Here is a 21,680-nt window from a genome sequence, read left to right on the forward strand (position 1 = left end):
GTTTTTTATGCTTTGCGGTGATCTTCGAGTGTTAAGCTGACTTTATAAAGTTTGCTGGAGGAGATTTCCGCAATGATGATTTATCCCACAATGGAACTTCTGGACGGTCGCTGTGTGACGTTGGACAAAGGCGATCTGGACAGCCCGCAGATCTGGCATGTGGACCCAGTGGAAACAGCCAAAGGGTTTGCCGCATCTGGCGCAGAATGGATGCATTTGACAGATTTCAACGCGGTTCAGGGAAGCGATCAAAACGCCGAGCTGGTTGAAGAGATTATCCGCGGCGCGGGGCTGCCGGTTCAATTGGGCGGCGGTATGCGCTCCCGTGAGCAGGTTGAGCACTGGATCGAGAAAGGCGCGGGGCGGATCGTGCTTGGCACGTTAGCAGCCTATGATCCCAACACGGCGATTGAGCTGGCGCATGCCTATCCGGATCAGATCGTTCTGGCGGTAGATGTCTGGCAGGGGCAGGTGATGACCGAAGGCTGGCGCAAGGCGGGGGCCTTTGACCCGATTGCCTATGTGAATGCCTTCTCAGAGGCGCCGTTTGCCGGCATCGTTGTGACCGATATTGACAGTGATATGAGCGACGTTGAGGCACAGCTTGGTCTGATCTCAGGGGTCGCAGAGCAGAGTCGCTGGCCGGTGACCGCGAGCGGCGTGGTGCGTGGGGGCGACGATATTGCGCGTCTGAAATATGATCCGAACATTCAGGGAGTTCTGATTGGGCGCGCGTTGTTCCGCAAGTCGCTGACTGTGGAAGAGGCCCTGGACGTGGCCAAGCCGGAACCAGAGGCCGTGGCGGAGTTCCTGTAACCTTCGTTTCTGTCTTTGAGCACTTTGCGTTTTCTCGGATTGCGCTGCCCGACCGCTTCCTTCCTTCTCTCTGTGGTCTCAAGAGCAGTGTAATTCGGCCCCTGGCGGCCGACGCAAAGTGCTTAATGGCGTGATATCAGCAAAAGCCAGCGCACGCGCTCTTGCACGCCAAGGGCAATCCAAGCTATTTGGATGGGCAAATTGCCAAAGGCTAGGAGAGCAATATAATGCGTCGAGTAGTAGTCACCGGTCTCGGTTTGGTCACTCCGTTGGCTTCCGGGGTGGAAGAAAGCTGGACCCGTATTCTGGACGGACAGTCTGGTGCAGGCACCATCACCCGTTTTGATCCTGAGCGTGTGACCACCAAATACGCTTGCGAAGTGCCTTATGGCGACGGCAGCGATGGCACCTTCAATCCTGATGATTGGATGGCCCCAAAAGAGCGCCGTAAAGTAGATGACTTTATCCTTTATGGCCTTGCTGCGTCACAAATGGCGGTTGAGGATTCCGGCTGGAAGCCAGAAGACACGGAATCGCTTGAGCGGACAGGTGTGATGATCGGCTCCGGCATCGGTGGTTTGCAGTCGATTGAGCAGACCACGCTGCTGTTGAACGAAAAGGGCCCGCGTCGCGTGTCGCCGTTCTTCATTCCCGGCGCATTGATCAACCTGATCTCTGGTCAGGTGAGCATCCAGTACGGTTTTAAAGGGCCCAACCACGCGGTTGTGACTGCCTGCTCTACCGGCGCACATGCGATTGGTGATGCGGCCCGTCTGATTGCATCTGACGACGCAGATGTGATGGTCGCAGGTGGCGCGGAAGCGGCGATCTGCGAGATCGGCATTGCGGGCTTTAACGCTTGTAAGGCGCTGTCCACCAAATATACCGACGATCCCAAGAAAGCGTCGCGCCCCTATGATGCAGACCGTGATGGGTTCGTTATGGGCGAGGGTGCCGGCATCGTGGTGCTGGAAGAGTATGAGCACGCCAAAGCGCGCGGTGCGAAGATTTATGCCGAAGTGCTGGGCTATGGTCTGTCTGGTGACGCATACCACATCACTGCACCTTCTGAGACCGGTGAAGGCGGCGAACGCTCCATGCGTGCGGCGCTGAAGAAAGCGGGTCTTGAGCCAAAAGATCTGGACTACATCAACGCGCATGGCACCTCGACCATGGCCGACACCATCGAACTTGGCGCAGTTGAGCGCCTGATGGGCGAGCATGCGAGCAAAGTGACCATGTCTTCGACCAAGTCGATGACGGGCCACTTGCTGGGGGCTGCAGGTGCGATTGAGGCGATCTTCTCGATCCTTGCGATCCGCGATCAGGTGGCTCCGCCCACGATCAACTTGGACACGCAGGCCGTAGAAACCCCGGTTGACCTTGCGCCAAATGCAAAACGTGAGCGTGAGATCAATGTTGCGCTGTCCAACAGCTTTGGCTTTGGTGGCACGAACGCATCGGTGATCTTCGGAAAGGTTGACTAATGTGGCGAGCCGTCGCGTCTAACGCGCTGACGTTGCTGATTGTGGCGCTGTTCCTTTTGGGCGGCGTCATTCTCTTTGGACAGTCGACATATCGCGCAGAGGGGCCGCTTTCGGAGCCCGTGTGTCTGCGTGTGCAGAGTGGCTCAAATATGAGCCGCGTTTCTCAAGATCTCGAAAACCGTGGGGCGATTGCAAATGGCATGCTGTTTCGCATCGGTGCCGATTATGCGGACAAGGCGGATCAGCTGAAAGCTGGTGCTTTCCTTGTGCCTGCGGGCGCGTCGATGGAAGAGATTGTCGATATCGTGACCCGTGGCGGCGCGAGCACCTGCGGCACCGAAGTGGTGTATCGTGTGGGTGTGACCCGCAAACTCGTGCAAGTGCGTGAGCTGGATCCGGCGACAGGCAGCTTTGTGGAAGTTGTGTCTTTCAACCCGGCAGAAGAGGAAGCCCCTGCCGCCTTTGACCGTGTGCGGGCGGAAGCAGACACGCGCTATCGCATTGCCGTGGCCGAAGGTGTGACCAGCTGGCAGGTGATGGATTCGCTCAACAACATCGACTTGCTGACCGGTGAGATCGCGCGCCCTGAAGAGGGCAGCCTTGCGCCAGACAGCTATGAGGTGCGTGTGGGCGACAGCCGCGAAAGCGTGATTGCAAGGATGCAGAACGCTCAAGAAGTGCTTTTGGCGGCAGCTTGGGAAAGTCGCGCCGATGATGTGCCTCTGAACAGCGCTGAGGAGCTTCTGATCCTTGCGTCGATCATTGAGAAAGAAACCGGGGTTGCTGAAGAGCGCCGTCAGGTGGCCAGCGTGTTTGCCAACCGTTTGGATCGGGGCATGCGTTTGCAGACAGACCCGACGGTGATCTATGGCGTGACCGAGGGCGTTGGCGTGCTTGGGCGTGGATTGCGCCAGAGCGAGTTGCGTGCAGCGACACCGTGGAACACCTACGTGATCGAAGGTCTGCCACCGACGCCGATTGCCAATCCGGGGCGCGCGAGTCTTGAGGCTGCGGCCAATCCCGATGAGACGCCGTATATCTTCTTTGTGGCGGATGGCACCGGGGGGCATGCGTTTGCCACAACTCTGGCTGAGCACAATCAGAACGTCGCCAGATGGCGGCAGATTGAAGCAGAACGCGCCAATCAGTGATGTGATGAAACAGAAACGCGGCTCCAATCGGGGCCGCGTTTTTCTTTGGCAGATAGAGACATTTGTCTGTCAGTCGAGATTTGTGATCTCAATTGCTGGCGGGTGTTGGAATGTGGTGTTGGCGGCGTCAGTTGCAGGGCCCTGCTGCACTGTGCCCAGGAGCCATAGTGCCGAGAAGGGCAACAGCCAAGCAGCGTGTCGCAGTGCTTTGCGTTTCCTCAATTGGCTCATGCGATCCACCCCAACTACAGCGCTCCAGTTTTCATACCTTTGCGCCAGAACGTATCAGGGGATCCTGGCGGGAATGTGGTGTCTTGTCTGTGCACTGGAAACAGAGTGTTTCTGGGGGATGTGCCGCGCGCAACACATCGCGTTCGCCTCGTTATATCATTGTAAATATTTAATAATTTGACTGATTTCATGCCGTGAACTAGCGTTTTGTGGTGCTGGAGTACCGATGATTGGCCCAATGCGCGTAGCTGACTTGGGTGATCTGGATGACACATGCGGAGGGGATCACTGCGCATAGAGGTAACGAGCATAGATGACACAACATTTTTCGCCAGCGGATGAGCGCGCGCTGGACCCAGAGCTGCGTGTATTGAAGCGAACTTTGTTTGACTTAAACCAAGACCTGTTGCGGCTTCATGCGGCTTTGCGGGCGGAGGATTTGGGCAAACTTCGCGATACAGCAATGCTCTTTGGGCATTTGCGCCAGTGCATTCGACTGGCCCTTTTGATGGAGACCGACCTTGAAGAACGCGACGCAAGAACGGGCCATGCAGCCCGAAGCAACCCCCTCGATCTCGATGCGGCACGGACTGCGATCCGGTGCCGCCTGGATCGCCTCCGAACCTGCCGAGGTGCAGGCAGCGTTTCTGGACAGCTTGAGTGAGGGGGAGCTATTGGCGCTCCCTTTTTTGTTTGATTTCTGGGCGTTGCCGCATCAGTTGCCGCCGGAGAGCAACTGGAAGACCTGGGTGATCCTTGGCGGACGCGGCGCGGGGAAGACCCGCGCCGGTGCGGAGTGGGTGCGCAGCATGGTGGAAGGGGCGCAGCCGCAGGATTTGGGGCAGGCACGGCGGGTGGCGCTGGTGGGGGAAACCATCGACCAAGTGCGCGAGGTGATGATTTTTGGAGTAAGTGGTTTGATCGCTTGTGCGCCGCCTGATCGTCGCCCCGTGTGGGAGGCCGGGCGTCGCAGGTTGGTGTGGCCCAATGGCGCGATTGCGCAGGCGTTTTCTGCCCATGACCCAGAAAGTTTGCGTGGGCCGCAGTTTGATGCGGCTTGGGTGGATGAGTTGGCCAAATGGCGCAATGGGCAGGAAACCTGGGATATGCTGCAGTTTGCACTGCGCTTGGGGGACAATCCGCAACAGGTGGTGACAACCACACCGCGCAATGTTGGTGTGTTGAAGACACTTCTGAAAGCTGACAGCACAGTGCAGACCTCTGCGCCTACCGAGGCCAACCGGGCCTATCTGGCGGAGAGCTTTCTGCGAGAGGTGGAAGCACGCTATGCCGGCACGCGGCTTGGGCGGCAGGAGTTGGCAGGAGAGCTGCTTGAGGACACAGACGGTGCGTTGTGGACACATGGCCAGATGGATGGGCTTCGGTGCGAGGCGTTGCCTGAAATGGATCGCATTGTGGTGGCGGTGGATCCGCCTGTGAGTGGCCATGCTGGCTCCGATGAATGTGGGATCATCGTGGTTGGTGCGCAGACCAAAGGGCAAGTGCAGGATTGGCGTGCCTGGGTGCTGGATGATGTCAGTGTGCGGGCTGCAAGCCCGGATGCCTGGGCGCGGGTGGCGCTGACAGCGATGGAAAGCTGGGGCGCAGATCGTCTGGTGGCTGAGGTCAATCAGGGCGGTGATTTGGTGCAGTCGGTCATCAATCAGATTGATCCGCTTGTGCCGTATAAAGCGGTGCGCGCCAGCCGGGGGAAAGTCGCACGATCGGAGCCTGTGGCGGCGCTCTATGAGCAGGGGCGCGTGATGCATATGGCCGGGCTTGAAGCGCTGGAGGACCAGATGTGTGAGATGACCACACGGGGGTTCGTAGGCCAGGGCAGCCCGGATCGCGTGGACGCGCTGGTCTGGGCGTTGCATGAACTGATCATCGCTCCCTCTGCGCATTGGCGGCGGCCGCGCCTGCGTGAGTTGTGACATACGCAACATCCACCGTGCGGTCGTGAAGTCTCAAGTTAAGATTAATTTTAGATACCTAGAGTTGTCCAAAGCGTCTGGAGCGCTGCGGGCCAAGACAGTTGCAAAAGCCTTGATGAGTGGGAGCTGCAGACAATGCTAGGAAAGATCTTTCAGCGTGATACAGAGCAGGACGCGGCCGTCGCTGCGGCGCAAAAGAAAAAGGCGAGCGCAACGGGAAAGGTTGTGGCCTGGCACAGCGCTGGTCGCATTGCCTGGAGCCCTCGGGACACGGTGTCGCTGACCCGCACGGGGTTTGCGGGCAACCCGGTTGGATTTCGCTGTGTGCGTATGATTGCAGAGGCGGCGGCGGCTTTGCCGTTGGTGCTGCAGGACAAAGATCAACGATTTGAAACACACCCGGTCCTCGCGCTGTTGGCACACCCCAATGGCGGACAGGGTCATGCGGAGCTGTTTGAAGCGCTTTACGGGCAGCTGTTGCTGTCTGGGAACAGCTATCTTGAAGCTGTCAGCAGCGCGGCGGGTTTGCCGATGGAGCTGCATGTGCTGCGCTCTGATCGAATGAGTGTGGTTCCGGGCAGCGATGGCTGGCCGGTTGGGTATGAATATGCGGTGGGGGCGCGCAAACACCGCTTTGCCGTGGGGGAGCTTTCCCCGATTTGTCATATCAAGATGTTTCATCCGCAAGATGACCACTACGGGTTGTCGCCAATGCAAGCCGCAGCCACGGCGTTGGATGTTCATAACAGCGCGTCGCGCTGGTCCAAAGCGTTGCTTGACAACGCCGCGCGGCCTTCTGGTGCAATCGTTTATCAGGGCCACGACGGGCAGAGCAGTTTGAGCAATGATCAATATGATCGACTGGTCAGCGAGATGGAGAGCCATCATCAAGGCGCGCGCAATGCGGGGCGTCCCATGCTGCTAGAGGGTGGGCTGGATTGGAAACCTATGGGGTTTTCGCCAAGTGATATGGAGTTCCAGAAAACAAAAGAGGCGGCAGCGCGTGAAATTGCGCTGGCCTTTGGGGTACCTCCGATGCTGCTGGGTATTCCCGGGGATGCGACCTATGCGAATTATCAGGAAGCCAATCGGGCGTTTTACCGTTTGACGGTGCTGCCCTTGGCCAGCCGGGTTGCAGCGGCTGTGGGCAGTTGGCTGGCGCAGCATTTTGGCGAAGCGGTGCAACTCAAGCTGGATTTGGATCAGGTCCCGGCACTTGCCCCTGAAAGGGAGGCCCATTGGGCGCGCATCGCTGGTGCGGATTTCTTAAGCGATACGGAGAAACGCGCGATGCTTGGTTTGCCGGCGCGTGACGATGGGAGTGCAGATGCGTGAGCCGCGCTATGGGTTTGAGCACTTTGAGTGCGCGCCCGGGCTGCGATTAGAGGCGCATGAACGGGTGGCGAAGTTGCAGTTTGATAGTTTGAACCGCCGATTGGACAAGATTGAGCAACTTATCGAGAGGCTGGAGCGGCGGTTGTGGCTGACGGTTTATGGCGTGGTCGGCGTGATCCTGTCGCAGGCCATCCAGTCGTTGATGAATGTGTCGCCATGAGGCGGGGTCGGGGGCATGAGAGGGAAGTAGATGCAGCAAGAGACGGAACTTGAAACCAAATTTGCGCAGGTCGGGCACGGGCTGACGGTAGAGGATGGCAATGTGATTGCCGGATACGCCAGTCTCTTTGGTGCACCTGATCAGGGAGGCGATGTGGTGCAGCGCGGTGCCTATGCAAAGTCATTGAAGGCGCTTCTGGACAGCGGGCGGCAGGTCAAAATGCTGTGGCAGCATGATCCGCGCATGCCCATCGGTATCTGGGATGAGGTGCGCGAGGACAGTAAGGGGCTTTGGGTTAAGGGGCGTCTGCTTGAAAGTGTGGCCAAAGGGCGCGAGGCGGCGGCTTTGATCGCAGCAGGTGCCATTGACGGATTGTCCATCGGCTATCGCACGCAGAAGGCAACGACAGGATCCAAGGGGCACAGGCTTTTGCAGGAGCTCGAACTTTGGGAAGTGTCGCTGGTGACATTTCCGATGCTGCCGTCTGCACGATTGACGGCCAAAGATGGGGGCACCCCCTGTGCTTTACGCGCGATGGTGGCGGCCTTTGAAGAAGCCAGCCGGGTGATCGCTGCGCGTTAGAGCGCGCGGAACAACAGAAGTGAGAACAGAACAATGACCAAAACCGAGAGTGAGTCTCGGGTCGGAGAAGATGTGCCTTCGATCCAGGGTGTGACCAAAGTCATGAAGGAATTTATATTTAACTTCAGAGATTTCACGTCCGAAATTCATGCAGATCTGAAACAGCAGAAAGAGCGATTGACCATGTTAGAGCGCAAATCCATTTCCGCGGCGCGGCCGCATCTGGCAGCAGCAACCGATTTTGACGCCCCTCACCAGAAGGCCTTCGATGCCTATCTGCGAACAGGTGACGATGATGGATTGCGCGGGCTGGAGCTTGAGGGCAAGGCGATGTCGGCAAGTGTGAACAGCGATGGCGGATACCTGGTGGACCCGCAGACGGCAGAAACCATTCAGTCGGTACTCAATAGCACAGCGAGCATTCGCGCGATTGCCAATGTGGTGACTGTGGAAGCAGGCTCCTATGATGTGCTGATTGACAGTTCTGATGTGGGGGCAGGCTGGGCGGATGAGACCAGTGCCACTGCGGAGACCGGTACGCCAAATATCGAACGTATCGCCATTCCGCTGCATGAGTTGTCTGCTTTGCCCAAAGCATCACAGCGGTTGTTGGATGACAGCGCCTTTGACATCGAAGGATGGCTGGCTGCGCGGATTGCCGACAAGTTCACACGCGCAGAGGCGGCGGCCTTTATCACAGGGGATGGCGTGGACAAGCCCACGGGTATTTTGACCCATCCCGCGGTTGCAAATGCCAGCTGGAGCTGGGGCAATATTGGCTATGTTGCGAGCGGTGCAGATGGGGCGTTTAACGGCCCGGATGCATTGGTGGAGCTGGTCTACGCGCTGGGGGCGCAGTATCGCGCCAATGGCAACTTCGTGATGAATTCGAAAACCGCAGGTGCCGTGCGTAAGCTGAAGGACGCGGACGGGCGTTTCCTGTGGTCAGATGGTTTGGCGGCGGGTGAGCCAGCGCGGCTTCTGGGGTATCCGGTGTTGATTGCCGAAGATATGCCCGACATTGCGAGCGGCGCAGATGCAATTGCCTTTGGCGATTTCGCAGCGGGCTACACCGTGGCGGAGCGGCCTGATCTGCGGGTGTTGCGCGACCCCTTCAGCGCCAAACCGCATGTGCTGTTTTACGCCACCAAACGTATTGGCGGAGATGTGAGCGACTTCGCTGCCATCAAGCTGCTGCGGTTCGCAAGCGCGTAATTTGTGGGTGGGATCGGGGAAGATCTTCTGATCCCCGGGCGCGCGTCGGACTGCATCACGTTGTCTGGCTGACCCCCTCCGTTGCAACAACGTGAGGACGCGCGCCTTTCTTGCGATCGGCGAAATTTTGGAGTTTTTCCATGATGTTAATCGAAGAAGCTACGGTGCCAGTTTCGGCGTTGCCGGTGAGCGCCTTCAAAGACCACCTGCGGCTTGGGAGTGGTTTCACTGAGGACAGTCTGCAGGATGATGTTCTGGAGAGCTTTCTGCAGGCTGCGATCAGCGCAGTTGAGGCCCGCACGGGAAAGGCGTTGTTTCGGCGTAGCTTCAGCTGGACGGTATATGGATGGCGTGATGGGGTGGCGCAGGGGTTGCCGGTTGCACCAGTCAGCGACATTTCAGAGGTCACGCTGACCGACACGCAAGGTGCGGCTGTGACGGTGGCTTCAAGCGCCTATCAGTTGGTGCAAGATATGCATCGCCCCTGCGTGCGCGGTGTAGCTGGTGGGCTGCCAAATATTCCAACCAACGGCAGCGTCACTTTGCGCTTTGAAGCGGGATTTGGTGCGACGTGGGAGGAGATTCCCGCAGATTTGCGACAGGCGGTGCTGCTGCTGGCGGCGCATTACTACGAGTTTCGGCAGGAAACCACGCTGAGTGAAGGATGCATGCCCTTTGGTGTGACGAGCCTTCTGGAGCGCTATCGCGCGGTGCGTCTTGGACTGGGGGAAGATCAATGAGCCCTGTTGTCAAAGCAGTGACCTTATCGCGCAAACTGGTGCTCGAACGTCCGCTCGCTGCGCCAGATGGGGCAGGTGGATTTGCGCGTAGCTGGGAAACGCTGGGAACGGTCTGGGCCGAGGTGCAGCCACGCAGCGGGCGGTCTCGAGATGGCGGTGAAATGTCGCTCAGCAGTGCGCGTTACAAGATCACCCTGCGTGCGACGCCGGTCGGATCAGAGCAGCGCCCGACCCCTGCGTGCCGTTTTCGAGATGGCGACAGGATTTTCACCATTGAGGCGGTGACAGAGGCGGACGGGGTGGGCCGTTATCTGGTTTGCCATGCCACTGAGGAGGTGGCGCAATGAGTTACGCGGCGGGAGCGGCCCTTCAGGAGGCGGTGTACCAGGCGCTGGTGGCTGACACTGGGCTGAATGCGCAGGTGGACGGTGCGATTTACGACGCCATGCCTGCAGGGCAGGTGCCCGCGCTTTTCGTTTCACTGGGCGCTGAAACAGTGCGGGACAGATCAGACAGTGATGGCGGGGGCGCTGAGCATCGGTTTGTTGTGTCGGTGATTTGTGAAGCCACAGGGTTTGCCCGCGCAAAATCTGCGGCGGTTGCGGCGAGCGATGTGTTGGTGGGCAATGGGCTCCCCTTGGCGCGCGGGCGGGTGGTGTTTCTGGTTTTTGACCGCGCCACGGCCCGGCGCGACACACAGAAAAATTTGCGCCGGATCGATTTGCGCTTTCGCGCGCGGATCGAAGACGATCAGAACTAGGTTTCGGAGAGAGATGATGGGTGCACAGAGCGGCAAAGATCTGTTGATCAAAGTGGATCTGACCGGGGACGGTCAGTTTGAAAGCGTGGCGGGGCTGCGTGCGACGCGGATCAGTTTTAACGCGGAAACCGTGGATGTGACCTCGCTGGAAAGTCAGGGCGGCTGGCGGGAGTTGCTGGCAGGGGCCGGGGTGAAATCGGCGTCGTTGAGCGGCTCTGGCGTGTTTAAAGACGCAGACACGGATGAGCGTGCGCGTCAGATTTTCTTTGATGGGGAAACCCCGGATTTTCAGGTTGTGATCCCGGACTTTGGCATCGTGGAAGGTGCGTTTCAGATCACTGCGATTGAGTATGCCGGCACGCATGACGGTGAGGCGACTTATGAAATCTCGATGGCCAGCGCCGGCGCGCTGAGTTTTGCGGCAGCGTGATATGGCCAATCCTTATGCCGGCGAGGTGTCGCTGACGCTGGATGGGCGACGCCATGTGCTCAAACTGACGCTGGGAGCGCTGGCAGAGCTTGAGGCGCAACTTGGCGATGACACGCTGATCGCGCTGATCACACGTTTTGAGAGCGGGAAATTTGCCAGCCGTGATGTGTTGGCCCTTGTCGTCGCTGGGTTGCGTGGCGGGGGATGGTCCGGTGATGCGCGGGACTTGATGCAAGTGGAGATTGCGGGTGGGCCGCTGGAGGCGGCCCGTGTGGCGGCACAGCTGTTGATTGGCGCCTTTGGAGCCCCGGAGGACGAAGGAACGCGCGGTGAAAATGGCACGGTTTGATTGGCCTGCTTTGATGCGTGCCGGGATCGGAGGCCTGAAGTTGAAACCGGCAGAATTCTGGGCGCTGACGCCAGCGGAACTGGCGCTCTTGCTAGGTGCGGGACCCGCGCAGAGCACTCTCAGTCGGGCAGGCCTGAATGCGTTGCTGCGCAGCTATCCAGACAAGAACGCGGAGGCAGAAGATGGATGATTTTGACAGTTTTGACGGTCAGATAGAAGCGCTTGAGGGCAGTCTTGGCGACGCGGCGGCGATGGTCGCTGGCTTTGATGGTGCATTGCGACGGATGCAGCAGTCTTTGAACGCAACAGGCCAGGATGCAGCGATGCTGGAAAAGAGCATGAACAGGGGCCTGCGTCGGGCGTTTGATGGTCTGGTTTTTGATGGGGCCAAATTGTCGGATGTTTTGAGCAATTTGGCGCAGAACATGGTGAATGCGGCGTATCGCAGTGCGGTGCGCCCGGTTCAGGATCAACTGGGCGAGGCTCTCGCGGGGGGCGTGGGAAACCTTCTGGGGGGACTCTTGCCGTTTGCAGATGGTGCTGGCTTCACGCAGGGCCGGGTGATGCCCTTTGCCAATGGGGGTGTTGTCAGTGGACCTGTGAGCTTTCCGATGCGCGGGGGGCGTGGGTTGATGGGGGAAGCAGGGCCAGAGGCAATCCTGCCGCTTTCACGTGGGCCTGATGGCAAGCTGGGGGTGCGCAGCGCGCAGCAAGCCGGCTCGGTGCAGGTGGTGATGAATATCTCAACCCCGGATGCCGAGAGTTTTCAGCGCTCCAGAGGGCAGATTGCAACGCAAATGAGCCGCGCTTTGGCGCGAGCGCAGCGCAACAGATAGGGGGCGGCATGAGTTTTCACGAGGTGCAATTTCCAACCACACTGAGCTTTGGCTCGGTTGGCGGTCCGCAGCGACGCACAGAGGTGGTGACGCTTGTGAATGGGTTTGAAGAACGCAACACCCCCTGGGCGCATTCACGACGCAGCTATGATGCAGGGTTGGCGATGCGCTCGGTAGACGATTTGGGTGTTTTGATCGCGTTTTTTGAGGCGCGGCAGGGACAGCTCAATGGGTTTCGCTGGAAGGACTGGGCTGACTATAAATCTTGCCCAGTGTCGCAGCAGGTTGGGTTTGAGGATCAGGTGATCGGGTTGGGGGATGGAATCACCACCATGTTTCAGCTTCAGAAAACGTATGAGTCGGGCGCGCAGCAATATGTACGGCCGATCCACAAACCTTTGGGCGGGACGGTTCAGATCGGCATGGATGGCGTGTTGCAAGCGCTTGGGCTGGATTTCACGGTCGACAGCGCAACTGGGATCGTGCGCTTTGAAGACGCACCTGCTGCTGGCGCTACGATCACCGCTGGTTTTGAGTTTGATGTGCCCGTGCGGTTTGACACGGATCAAATTCAGACAAGCGTTGCCAGCTTCAAGGCGGGTGATGTGCCCAACGTACCGATTGTCGAGGTGCGGGTCTGATGGCGTTTCAGCAGGAGCTATTGGCGCATTTACAGAGCGGTGCCACAACGGTCGCGCGGGCATGGGGGATTGTGCGCAAAGATGGTGTGCGTCTGGGCTTTACGGACCACGATCGGGATTTGAGCTTTGAAGGATTTGAGTTTCGCGCTTCAACTGGTTTGACGGCAAGTGCGCTTGAGCAGGGCACGGGGCTTGCGGTGGACAATAGCGAGGCTGTTGGAGTGCTGAGTGACGCGTCAGTGCGATCAGAAGACATTGCGGCGGGCCGCCTTGATGGTGCCGAGGTGATCTGCTGGCTGGTCAACTGGGCACAGACCTCTGAGCGCAGCGTTCTGTTTCGTGGCGCGCTTGGAGAGCTGCGGCAGGCTGGCGGTGCTTTTGTAGCGGAGTTGCGCGGATTGTCTGAACGGCTGAATATGCCGCGTGGGCGGGTTTATCAGCGGGCGTGCTCCGCTGTTTTGGGGGATATGCGCTGCGGCATAGATGTGCGAGATCCGGCTTTTTCCGTGGAGGCTACGCTGGTCTCTCAAGCGGATCGACGGGTGTTTCGCTTTGATGACTTAGAGAATTTTGCGGCGGGGTGGTTCACCCATGGGCAATTGCGTGTGTTGAGCGGTGAAAGCCTCGGGCTGACCGGTTTGATAAAGCGCGACGTTTCTGAGCCAGACAGCCGGGTGATCGAGTTGTGGGAGGCCTTGCCGCTTGATGTTATGGCCGGAGACCAGCTGCGCCTGATTGCGGGCTGCGACAAGCGATTTTCGACCTGTGGCGCAAAATTTGACAATCGTCTGAATTTTCAGGGCTTTCCTGACATTCCCGGAGAAGATTGGATCACCAGCTATCCCACCAAAACGGGCAACAACAGCGGGGGGAGCTTGCGATGAACACAGCAGACGGAGCCCTGGTCGTGGACATTGCGCGGCGTTGGATTGGCACACCCTATCGCCATCAGGCGAGTGCCTTAGGGGCCGGCGCGGATTGTCTTGGCCTGATACGCGGCGTGTGGCGCACGCTCTATGGGCAGGAGGCCGCTTTGGTGCCGCCTTATACGCGAGATTGGTCTGAGGCGCGCGGTCAAGAGGTGCTTTGGCAAGCTGCCGCGCGCTATTTGATACCCAAATCGCTGTCGGAGGAAGCTGCAGGGGATGTGCTGTTGTTTCGGATGAAATCAGGCGCTGTGGCCAAACACTTGGGCATTGTGGCGCGTTTGGGAGACATGGCCAGCGTGATCCATGCATACGGCGGCCATGCGGTTGTCGAAAACGCGTTGAGCTTACCCTGGCGGCGGCGCATTGTGGGGCGATTTGCCTTTCCGGCGCCTGAGGAGGGCGACACATGGCAACTGTGATTTTGGCTGCTGCGGGCGCAGCGATTGGGGGCTCTATCGGTGGCACTGTTGCGGCAGGGATCACAACAGCGGCAGTGGGCCGCTTTGCAGGCGCAACGGTTGGCAAGCTGATCGATCAGAGTTTACTTGGGGGCGGTGCTGATGTTGTTGAAACCGGCAAGGTTGAGCGCTTTCGCCTCACAGGATCTGCTGAAGGGGCCGCGCAGGCGCGGGTCTTTGGACGGGTGCGCCTGCCGGGTCAAGTGATCTGGGCGACGCGGTTTCTGGAAACGGTCACAGAAACCGAAGGGGGCGGAGGTAAGGGGCGGCCAAGCCAGCCAAAGACCGTGAGCTACAGTTATTCCGTGTCTTTGGCGATTGCGCTTTGTGAAGGGGAAATCGCGCGGGTTGGGCGTGTCTGGGCGGATGGCATTGAAATCTCGCCCAATGATCTGACACTGCGTGTGCATTATGGCACGGGAGATCAATTGCCGGATCCTAAAATTGAAGCTGTCGAAGGTAGCGGGGCTGTGCCTGCGTTTCGTGGCACTGCCTATGTGGTGATTGAAGATCTAGAGCTCGCGCCTTTCGGCAACCGCGTGCCTCAGTTCAGTTTTGAAGTGGTGCGCCCAACGCCGAAATCGGTTCCAAGTCATGTGTCCGATTATGCAGAAACTGTGCGGGCTGTAGCCCTGATGCCGGGCACGGGGGAGTACGCTTTGGCAGAGACGCCGGTTTATCTGCAACGGGACGGCGGGGAAACACGCGCAGCCAATGAGAATACGCCGTCTGGTAAGGCTGACCTTGTGACATCTATTGATGCGCTCACCGAAGAGCTGCCCAATTGCAAGGCTACGTCGCTGATTGTCAGTTGGTTTGGCGATGATCTGCGGGTGGGACATTGTACGCTGCGCCCCAAAGTGGAGCAGAGCGATGTGGATGGGGAGGCGATGCCCTGGCGGGTCGCGGGTGTGAACCGCAGTGCAGCGCAGGAGGTTGCAAAGCTTGATGGGCGGCCTGTCTATGGAGGCACACCTTCAGACGCGTCTGTGATCCAAGCGATCCGCCATTTGCAGGGCGCTGGGCAGGAGGTGATGTTTTACCCCTTTATCTTGATGGAACAGCTCGCGGACAATGGGCGCGCGGATCCTTGGAGTGATGACACGGATCAGCCTGTTCTGCCGTGGCGGGGGCGGATCACTCTTTCCAAGGCGCCAGGGCAGACAGGCTCTCCGGATGGAACCGCGACAGCAGAGGGAGAGGTTGCCACGTTCTTTGGCACTGCACGCGCGGTGGACTTTCAGGTTTCCACAGAGGGCGTGAGCTACGCTGGTCCTGATGAATGGTCCTACAGGCGGTTCATTTTGCACAACGCGGCGCTGTGCGCCGCTGCTGGTGGCGTTGATGCGTTCTGTATTGGTTCGGAAATGCGGAGCCTTACGCAGATCAGAGGAGCCGCCGGATTTCCGGCAGTGACCCAGTTGATCGCGCTTGCTGCAGAGGTGCGTGCCTTGCTCGGTCCGTCGGTGAAGATTGGCTATGCCGCAGATTGGTCAGAGTACTTTGGGTATCAGCCACAGGATGGCAGTGGGGATGTTTATTTCCATCTTGATCCGCTTTGGGCGGATGATGAGATCGATTTCATTGGGATCGATAACTATATGCCACTGTCTGACTGGCGCGATGACGTTGGCCATATCGACGGAGCAATTTGGGATGCGGTGCACAACATTGAATACCTAAAGACCCAAGTGGCCGGAGGAGAGGGCTATGACTGGTATTATCCGTCACAAGAGGCGCGGGATGCGCAGGCTCGCAGCCCCATTGAAGATGGCGCCTACGGTGAACCCTGGGTGTTTCGCTACAAAGATATCAAAAACTGGTGGTCCAATCCCCATCATGACCGTGTTGCTGGCATGCGACAAACGTCTCCGACGGACTGGATCCCAGGTTCAAAGCCCATCTGGTTTACGGAAATAGGCTGTGCCGCGATTGATCGGGGCACCAATCAGCCCAATAAGTTCCTGGATGAGAAATCTTCGGAGTCTGCGCTTCCATATTATTCGCGTGGCATTCGGGATGACTTGATGCAGCAGTCTTACTTGCAGGCCTTGCACGAATATTGGAATGTTGAGGCGCATAACCCGCTGTCAGACATTTATGATGCGCCAATGCTGGATACGGCACGCATGTTTGCATGGGCATGGGATGCGCGCCCGTTTCCTGCGTTTCCCAATGAGCGCAACTTGTGGACCGATGGGGGAAACTATGCCAAGGGGCATTGGCTGAATGGGCGCGCAACCAATCGCACGCTTGCAGCAGTTGTTGAGGAGATTTGCGTGGCCTCCGGTGTCGCGCACTATGATGTTTCTGGTCTTTACGGTGTTGTGCGCGGATATGTGCAAGCTGACGTGGCTGATGGTCGTGCGGCATTGCAGCCTTTGATGTTGCGCCATGGGTTTGATGCGTTTGAGCGCGATGGGGTTCTGCATTTTGCGATGCGGGGCTTGCGAGATGACAATGCACTCACAGAAGACAAACTAGCGCTTTCAAGCGATATAGATGGGGACTGGGAGCTTAGTCGTACTGCGGATGCAGAGTTGGCAGGACGTGTGCGGCTGAACTTCACATTGGCTGAGCGGGATTTCGATGCGGTCTCTGAGGAAGCGATCCTGCATGATGAGGCAAGCTTTGCCGTTTCTCAAAGTGAAGTGCCAGAAGTGATGACACGTGGTGAGGGACGCCAGACAGCAGAGCGCTGGTTGGCAGAAGCGCGCGTGGCACGGGATCGTGTGAAGCTGGCTTTGCCGCCCAGCCGAATGGATCTGGGCGCCGGGGATGTGGTCACCCTCGCTCATACAGAGATCGCGCAACAGAGTTTCCGACTCGACCGGGTAGCGCAACAGGGCGCGCAGGTGCTTGAAGGCGCCAGGGTCGAACGCGCGATCTATAGAGTGTCAGAGGCCGAGAGTGATCCGCCGCGCGGAAATGGGTTTCGGCCGCCTGTGCCGGTGCGCACGCTGTTTCTGGATGTGCCGCTGATGACAGGTGATGAAATTCCTCATGCGCCTCATATCGCCTGTACGGCCAATCCATGGCCGGGGCGTGTGGCTGTCTATGCAAGCGATACAGAGAATGGCTATACCTTAGATCAGCTGCTGGAAAGTCCGGCAACAATCGGGATTACGCGGTCTCCGCTGTTGGCAGCCTCAGCTGGTCGCTTGGACAAAGGCGCTGGGCTTGATGTGGAGTTGATCCACGGCGCCTTACAGAGCGTGTCTGACCTTGGGCTTCTGAATGGTGGCAATCTCTCCTTTGTCGGGGATGGGGCGTCGGACAATTGGGAAGCGATTCAGTTTCAGCGCGCCGAGCTGATCGGACCAAACCGCTTTCGGCTTTCGGGACGGTTGCGCGGGCAGTTGGGCACCGAAGGCAATATCCATACCGAATGGCCAGAAGGCAGTTACGTTGTGTTTGTGTCCGAGGCCATCACGCAACTCAATTTGCCACGCAGATATCGGGGGGCGTTGCGGAACTATCGCGTGGGACCGGCGCAGCGTGCGCTCTCTGATGCGACATACCGGCGGTACACAGAGGCGTTTGATGGCATTGGGTTGCGTCCTTATGCGCCCGTGCATCTTCGGATAACACAAGTCGCAAACGGCGCGCTCGCTGTGCGATGGATCAGACGCACGCGGATTGATGGTGACAATTGGGACGGTCTTGAGGTGCCGCTGGGGGAAGAAACAGAGGCCTATCTGCTGCGTGTTTATGCTGGCGATGCGCTCATCCGCGAAGAACAGGTGTCTGTTCCGGCATGGACATATGCGCAAGAGATGCAGAGCGCAGATGGCTTTGGCGCTGAGGGCCGTATCGAAGTGGCGCAGATCTCTGCTGTGTTTGGTCCGGGGCGTTGGGCATCAATTTCTGTTTAATCGCCTGAAATGAGGTGTTCCATTCACGGTGGTTTTATGCGCAATCACACCTTTGAATTTGGCGCTGGGCAACTACCTAGTGTAAACTGGCGGGAACAGAAAGGTGTGACCATGGCTGAGATGCAACCCAAAGTGACCGAGCTAGATCCGGTTTGGCAGCAGATCACGCGTGAAGCCCAAGAGGCAGTGCGTGAGGAACCCCTGATGGGGGGATTGGTGCACGCCTGTGTGTTGCACCATCAGACGATAGAACGCGCACTGAGTTATCGTTTTGCGGCAAAGCTGTCGTCTAATGAGATGTCGATGGTGATTTTGCGAGAGATTGCCGATGAAGCTTTTGCTGCGGACCCGTCATTGTCTGCCGCAGCGCGCGCCGATCTTATGGCGATCTACGAGCGAGATCCGGCCTGCCACCGCTTATTGCAGCCAATCCTCTACTTCAAAGGCTACCAGGCTGTTCAAGCCTACCGTATCGGGCATTGGCTGTGGAAGCAGGGGCGCTTTGATCTGTCCTATTTCATTCAGATGCGCACCAGCGAAATCTTTGGTATCGACATTCATCCTGCCGCCAAAATCGGCAAAGGCATCATGATTGACCACGCCCATTCCATCGTGATCGGCGAAACAGCGGTGGTTGGCGACAATGTGTCGATGCTGCATTCGGTGACACTCGGCGGCACCGGCAAAGAGGAAGAAGACCGTCACCCCAAGATTGGGGACGGTGTTCTGATCGGCGCTGGAGCAAAGGTTCTGGGCAATATTCGTATTGGCCATTGCAGCCGTATTGCCGCTGGCTCAGTGGTGCTGCAAGAGGTGCCGCCCTGCAAGACCGTGGCCGGCGTACCCGCAAAAGTTGTCGGTGAAGCTGGGTGTGACCAGCCCGCAGTGAGCATGGATCAGGTTTTGTCAGGCGCAGGAAAGGCAAAGTAAACGCCTGATTAGATTTATGAAAAACGGCCTGGAACCCAATAAGTTCCAGGCCGTTTTTCGTTTGTCGTCTTAGGCGAGCATGGCCATTGGGTTCTCAAGATTGTCAACAATCGCCTGCAGCAGTTGCGCCCCTAAAGCGCCGTCGATCACGCGGTGATCCACAGACAGGGTCACCGACATCACCGTTGCCGCGCTGATTTGGCCGTCTTCGTCTACGATCGGTTTCTTGACACCGGCGCCGACGGCGAGAATTGCACCGTGGGGCGGGTTGATCACCGCGTCAAAGTTGTCGATGCCAAACATGCCTAGGTTGGAAATCGCAAAACTGCCGCCCTGATACTCATGCGGGGCCAGTTTACGGTCTCGGGCACGTGTGGCGAGGTCTTTCATCTCAGTTGATAGGGCGGACAATGACTTCATCTCCGCATCTTTCAGCACCGGCGTGAATAGGCCGCCTTCGATGGCGACCGCGACGGCCACATCGGAGGGTTTGAGCTTCAAAATCCGGTCGTTGGCCCAGACGGCGTTGGCATCCGGCACCTCTTGCAGGGCCAAAGCACACGCTTTGATGATGAAATCATTGACCGAGAGCTTTGCCCCGCGTTTTTCCAACTGTTTGTTGAGTTGGCTGCGGAAGGCCAGAAGCGCATCCAATTTGATGTCGCGCCGCAGATAGAAATGCGGAATCGACTGTTTGGCCTCTGTCAGGCGGGCGGCGATGGTTTTGCGCATGCCATCAAGGGCGACTTCCTCAAAGTCGCGGTCTGCATACATGCGCAGGACGGTATCTGCCTCAGGGCCGCTGGGCATCGGAGCGGTTTTGGCTGCTGGGGCAGGTGTTGCAGATACTTTGGCCGCGGCGGGGGCGGCGCTTGCGCCTTCTACATCAGCTTTCACGATCCGACCGCGCGGGCCGGAGCCTGTGAGTGTGGCGAGATCAATGCCTTTGTCAGCCGCTATTCTGCGCGCGAGCGGGGAGGCAAAGATACGATTGCCATCGGAGCTAACAGAAGCGGAAGGCGCAGGGGCGCTGGCAGCGGGTGTTTTGGGGGCCTCGGGTGCTTCTGCAGGCGCTGCCGATGGCATAGCTGCAGATGCGACGCCAATATCATCCGCGCTTTCGCCATCTTCGAGCAAAATCGCGATAACGGCGTTGACTTGAACCCCTTCAGAGCCTTCCGGGATCAGAATCTTGCCGACCACACCGTCTTCGACGGCTTCAAACTCCATCGTGGCCTTGTCGGTTTCGATTTCGGCCAGCAAGTCACCAGAGGACACTTCATCGCCCTCTTTGACGAGCCATTTGGCCAAAGTGCCTTCTTCCATCGTGGGGGAAAGCGCGGGCATGAGGATTTCTATGGGCATCTGCGTCTCTCCTCACCGATAGGTCACTTGTTTCACTGCCGCGATGACCTCATCGGTGGTCGTCAGCGCCAGTTTTTCGAGGTTTGCGGCATAAGGCATGGGCACATCTTTGCCGGTGCAATTGAGTACCGGGGCGTCCAGATAATCAAAGGCGCGCTGCATGATGGTGGCCGAGAGGTGGTTGCCGATGGAGCCGACGGGCCAGCCTTCTTCAACCGTAACGCAGCGGTTGGTTTTCATCACCGAGGCAATCACCGTGTCATAGTCAATCGGGCGCAGGGTGCGCAGGTCGATGATTTCGGCGGAAATGCCGTCTTCAGCCAGCTTATCCGCCGCCTCAAGCGCATATTGCATGCCGATGCCGAAGCTTACGATGGTGACATCGGAGCCTTCACGCCAGATGCGTGCCTTGCCAAAAGGAATGGTGAAATCCTCGATGTCTGGCACGTCAAAGCTGCGGCCGTACATGATCTCGTTTTCCAGGAAAATCACCGGGTTTGGATCGCGGATGGCGGATTTCAGCAAGCCTTTGGCATCTGAGGCCGAATAGGGCATCGCCACCTTCAAGCCCGGGATTTGAGCATACCATGCGGCATAATCCTGGCTGTGTTGCGCGCCGACGCGGGCAGCGGCACCGTTGGGGCCGCGGAACACCATGGGCGCGCCCATCTGGCCGCCGGACATATAGAGCGTTTTGGCAGCAGAATTGATAATCTGGTCAATGGCCTGCATGGCAAAGTTGAATGTCATGAATTCAACAATCGGTTTCAGCCCGCCAAAGGCCGCACCAACCGCGATGCCCGCAAACCCATGCTCGGTGATGGGGGTGTCAATCACCCGTTTGCCGCCAAATTCATCCAACAGACCCTGGCTGACCTTATAGGCGCCCTGATATTCGGCAACTTCCTCACCCATGAGGTAGACCTCGCCGTCGGCGCGCATCTCTTCGGCCATGGCGTCGCGCAGGGCCTCGCGCACGGTCTGAGACTTCATGGGGGTGCCTTCAGGCCAATCGGGGCTCAGATCAGGCGTGGGGGCCTCTGGAGCTGCGACAGAGGCGGGGGCCGCGCTGCTGGCCTCAACCGCAGGTACAGCGGCCTCAGCAGAAGCTGCGGCGGCTTCCAGTGTGCTGACGTCTTCGCCGTCTTCGGCAAGGATCGCGATTGCGGTGTTGACCGCGACACCTTCGGTGCCTTCAGCCACCAGAATTTTGCCGATGACGCCCTCGTCAACGGCTTCAAATTCCATTGTGGCTTTGTCGGTTTCAATCTCGGCCAAGATGTCGCCGGATTGTACGGTGTCGCCTTCCTTGACCAACCATTTGGCCAGGGTGCCCTCTTCCATGGTGGGCGACAGGGCTGGCATGAGAATTTCAGTAGCCATGATAAATGTCCTC

The 21,680-nt window shown here is 58.3% G+C and carries 22 protein-coding genes; 20 read left to right on the forward strand and 2 right to left on the reverse strand.

Annotated elements, in window-relative coordinates; genetic code table 11:
• Positions 1-72: 72 nt before the first annotated feature.
• From J7413_RS00525 to cysE, 20 genes are all read left to right on the forward strand, one after another.
• Positions 73-816 (forward strand): 1-(5-phosphoribosyl)-5-[(5-phosphoribosylamino)methylideneamino] imidazole-4-carboxamide isomerase, encoded by a 744-nt coding sequence (locus J7413_RS00525; RefSeq protein WP_209095428.1) that lies wholly within the window; start codon positions 73-75, stop codon positions 814-816.
• A gap of 227 nt (positions 817-1,043) precedes the next feature.
• Positions 1,044-2,303 carry a beta-ketoacyl-ACP synthase II gene (gene fabF, locus J7413_RS00530; protein WP_209095429.1) on the forward strand — a complete coding sequence of 420 codons (1,260 nt, stop codon included), beginning with the start codon at positions 1,044-1,046 and terminating at the stop codon, positions 2,301-2,303.
• On the forward strand, positions 2,303-3,454 hold the full coding sequence (mltG, locus tag J7413_RS00535; RefSeq protein ID WP_209095430.1) for an endolytic transglycosylase MltG: 1,152 nt from the start codon (positions 2,303-2,305) through the stop codon (positions 3,452-3,454). Before fabF ends, mltG begins: the two co-directional genes overlap by 1 nt.
• Positions 3,455-4,263: 809 nt before the next feature.
• The gene (locus J7413_RS00540) at positions 4,264-5,619 is read left to right on the forward strand and encodes a terminase family protein (protein ID WP_209096701.1); all 1,356 of its coding nucleotides are present in this window, start codon (positions 4,264-4,266) and stop codon (positions 5,617-5,619) included.
• A 135-nt stretch (positions 5,620-5,754) separates the two neighbouring features.
• Positions 5,755-6,954 (forward strand): phage portal protein, encoded by a 1,200-nt coding sequence (locus tag J7413_RS00545; RefSeq protein WP_209095431.1) that lies wholly within the window; start codon positions 5,755-5,757, stop codon positions 6,952-6,954.
• Complete coding sequence (locus J7413_RS00550; RefSeq protein WP_209095432.1) at positions 6,947-7,174, forward strand: hypothetical protein; 228 nt, start codon at positions 6,947-6,949, stop codon at positions 7,172-7,174. The genes J7413_RS00545 and J7413_RS00550 overlap by 8 nt, the downstream gene beginning before the upstream one ends.
• A 30-nt stretch (positions 7,175-7,204) precedes the next feature.
• Positions 7,205-7,756 (forward strand): HK97 family phage prohead protease, encoded by a 552-nt coding sequence (locus tag J7413_RS00555; RefSeq protein WP_209095433.1) that lies wholly within the window; start codon positions 7,205-7,207, stop codon positions 7,754-7,756.
• Between the two features lie 33 nt (positions 7,757-7,789).
• Positions 7,790-8,971: a phage major capsid protein gene (locus J7413_RS00560; protein WP_209095434.1), complete on the forward strand. Its 1,182-nt coding sequence runs from the start codon at positions 7,790-7,792 to the stop codon at positions 8,969-8,971.
• 140 nt (positions 8,972-9,111) lie between these two features.
• On the forward strand, positions 9,112-9,711 hold the full coding sequence (locus J7413_RS00565; RefSeq protein WP_209095442.1) for a head-tail connector protein: 600 nt from the start codon (positions 9,112-9,114) through the stop codon (positions 9,709-9,711).
• Positions 9,708-10,058 (forward strand): head-tail adaptor protein, encoded by a 351-nt coding sequence (locus tag J7413_RS00570; RefSeq protein ID WP_209095444.1) that lies wholly within the window; start codon positions 9,708-9,710, stop codon positions 10,056-10,058. Before J7413_RS00565 ends, J7413_RS00570 begins: the two co-directional genes overlap by 4 nt.
• Positions 10,055-10,471, forward strand: a complete 417-nt coding sequence (locus J7413_RS00575; RefSeq protein WP_209095445.1) for a DUF3168 domain-containing protein — start codon at positions 10,055-10,057, stop codon at positions 10,469-10,471. The genes J7413_RS00570 and J7413_RS00575 overlap by 4 nt, the downstream gene beginning before the upstream one ends.
• Positions 10,472-10,487: 16 nt before the next feature.
• Positions 10,488-10,901, forward strand: a complete 414-nt coding sequence (locus J7413_RS00580) for a phage major tail protein, TP901-1 family (RefSeq protein WP_209095446.1) — start codon at positions 10,488-10,490, stop codon at positions 10,899-10,901.
• Position 10,902: 1 nt separating this feature from the next.
• A complete protein-coding gene (locus tag J7413_RS00585; RefSeq protein ID WP_209095447.1) occupies positions 10,903-11,250 on the forward strand; it encodes a gene transfer agent family protein in 348 nt (115 codons plus the stop codon).
• Positions 11,237-11,440: a rcc01693 family protein gene (locus J7413_RS00590; protein ID WP_209096702.1), complete on the forward strand. Its 204-nt coding sequence runs from the start codon at positions 11,237-11,239 to the stop codon at positions 11,438-11,440. The genes J7413_RS00585 and J7413_RS00590 overlap by 14 nt, the downstream gene beginning before the upstream one ends.
• Positions 11,433-12,086, forward strand: coding sequence for a phage tail tape measure protein (locus J7413_RS00595; RefSeq protein ID WP_209095448.1), 654 nt, complete (start codon positions 11,433-11,435; stop codon positions 12,084-12,086). The genes J7413_RS00590 and J7413_RS00595 overlap by 8 nt, the downstream gene beginning before the upstream one ends.
• An 8-nt stretch (positions 12,087-12,094) precedes the next feature.
• Entirely contained in the window at positions 12,095-12,727 is a 633-nt protein-coding gene (locus J7413_RS00600) for a DUF2460 domain-containing protein (RefSeq protein ID WP_209095451.1), read from the forward strand.
• Complete coding sequence (locus J7413_RS00605; protein ID WP_209095453.1) at positions 12,727-13,611, forward strand: DUF2163 domain-containing protein; 885 nt, start codon at positions 12,727-12,729, stop codon at positions 13,609-13,611. The genes J7413_RS00600 and J7413_RS00605 overlap by 1 nt, the downstream gene beginning before the upstream one ends.
• Positions 13,608-14,075: an NlpC/P60 family protein gene (locus J7413_RS00610; RefSeq protein WP_209095455.1), complete on the forward strand. Its 468-nt coding sequence runs from the start codon at positions 13,608-13,610 to the stop codon at positions 14,073-14,075. The genes J7413_RS00605 and J7413_RS00610 overlap by 4 nt, the downstream gene beginning before the upstream one ends.
• A complete protein-coding gene (locus tag J7413_RS00615) occupies positions 14,063-17,989 on the forward strand; it encodes a glycoside hydrolase/phage tail family protein (RefSeq protein WP_209095457.1) in 3,927 nt (1,308 codons plus the stop codon). The genes J7413_RS00610 and J7413_RS00615 overlap by 13 nt, the downstream gene beginning before the upstream one ends.
• Positions 17,990-18,100: 111 nt before the next feature.
• Positions 18,101-18,919, forward strand: a complete 819-nt coding sequence (cysE, locus tag J7413_RS00620) for a serine O-acetyltransferase (protein ID WP_209095459.1) — start codon at positions 18,101-18,103, stop codon at positions 18,917-18,919.
• A 69-nt stretch (positions 18,920-18,988) separates the two neighbouring features.
• Here cysE and J7413_RS00625 read toward each other — a convergent pair whose 3' ends face one another.
• Complete coding sequence (locus J7413_RS00625; RefSeq protein WP_209095461.1) at positions 18,989-20,284, reverse strand: pyruvate dehydrogenase complex dihydrolipoamide acetyltransferase; 1,296 nt, start codon at positions 20,282-20,284, stop codon at positions 18,989-18,991.
• A gap of 12 nt (positions 20,285-20,296) precedes the next feature.
• Positions 20,297-21,667 carry a pyruvate dehydrogenase complex E1 component subunit beta gene (locus J7413_RS00630; RefSeq protein ID WP_209095463.1) on the reverse strand — a complete coding sequence of 457 codons (1,371 nt, stop codon included), beginning with the start codon at positions 21,665-21,667 and terminating at the stop codon, positions 20,297-20,299.
• Positions 21,668-21,680: the final 13 nt, after the last annotated feature.

The sequence above is a fragment of the Shimia sp. R10_1 genome, from assembly GCF_017744095.1.
Lineage (GTDB): Bacteria > Pseudomonadota > Alphaproteobacteria > Rhodobacterales > Rhodobacteraceae > Shimia.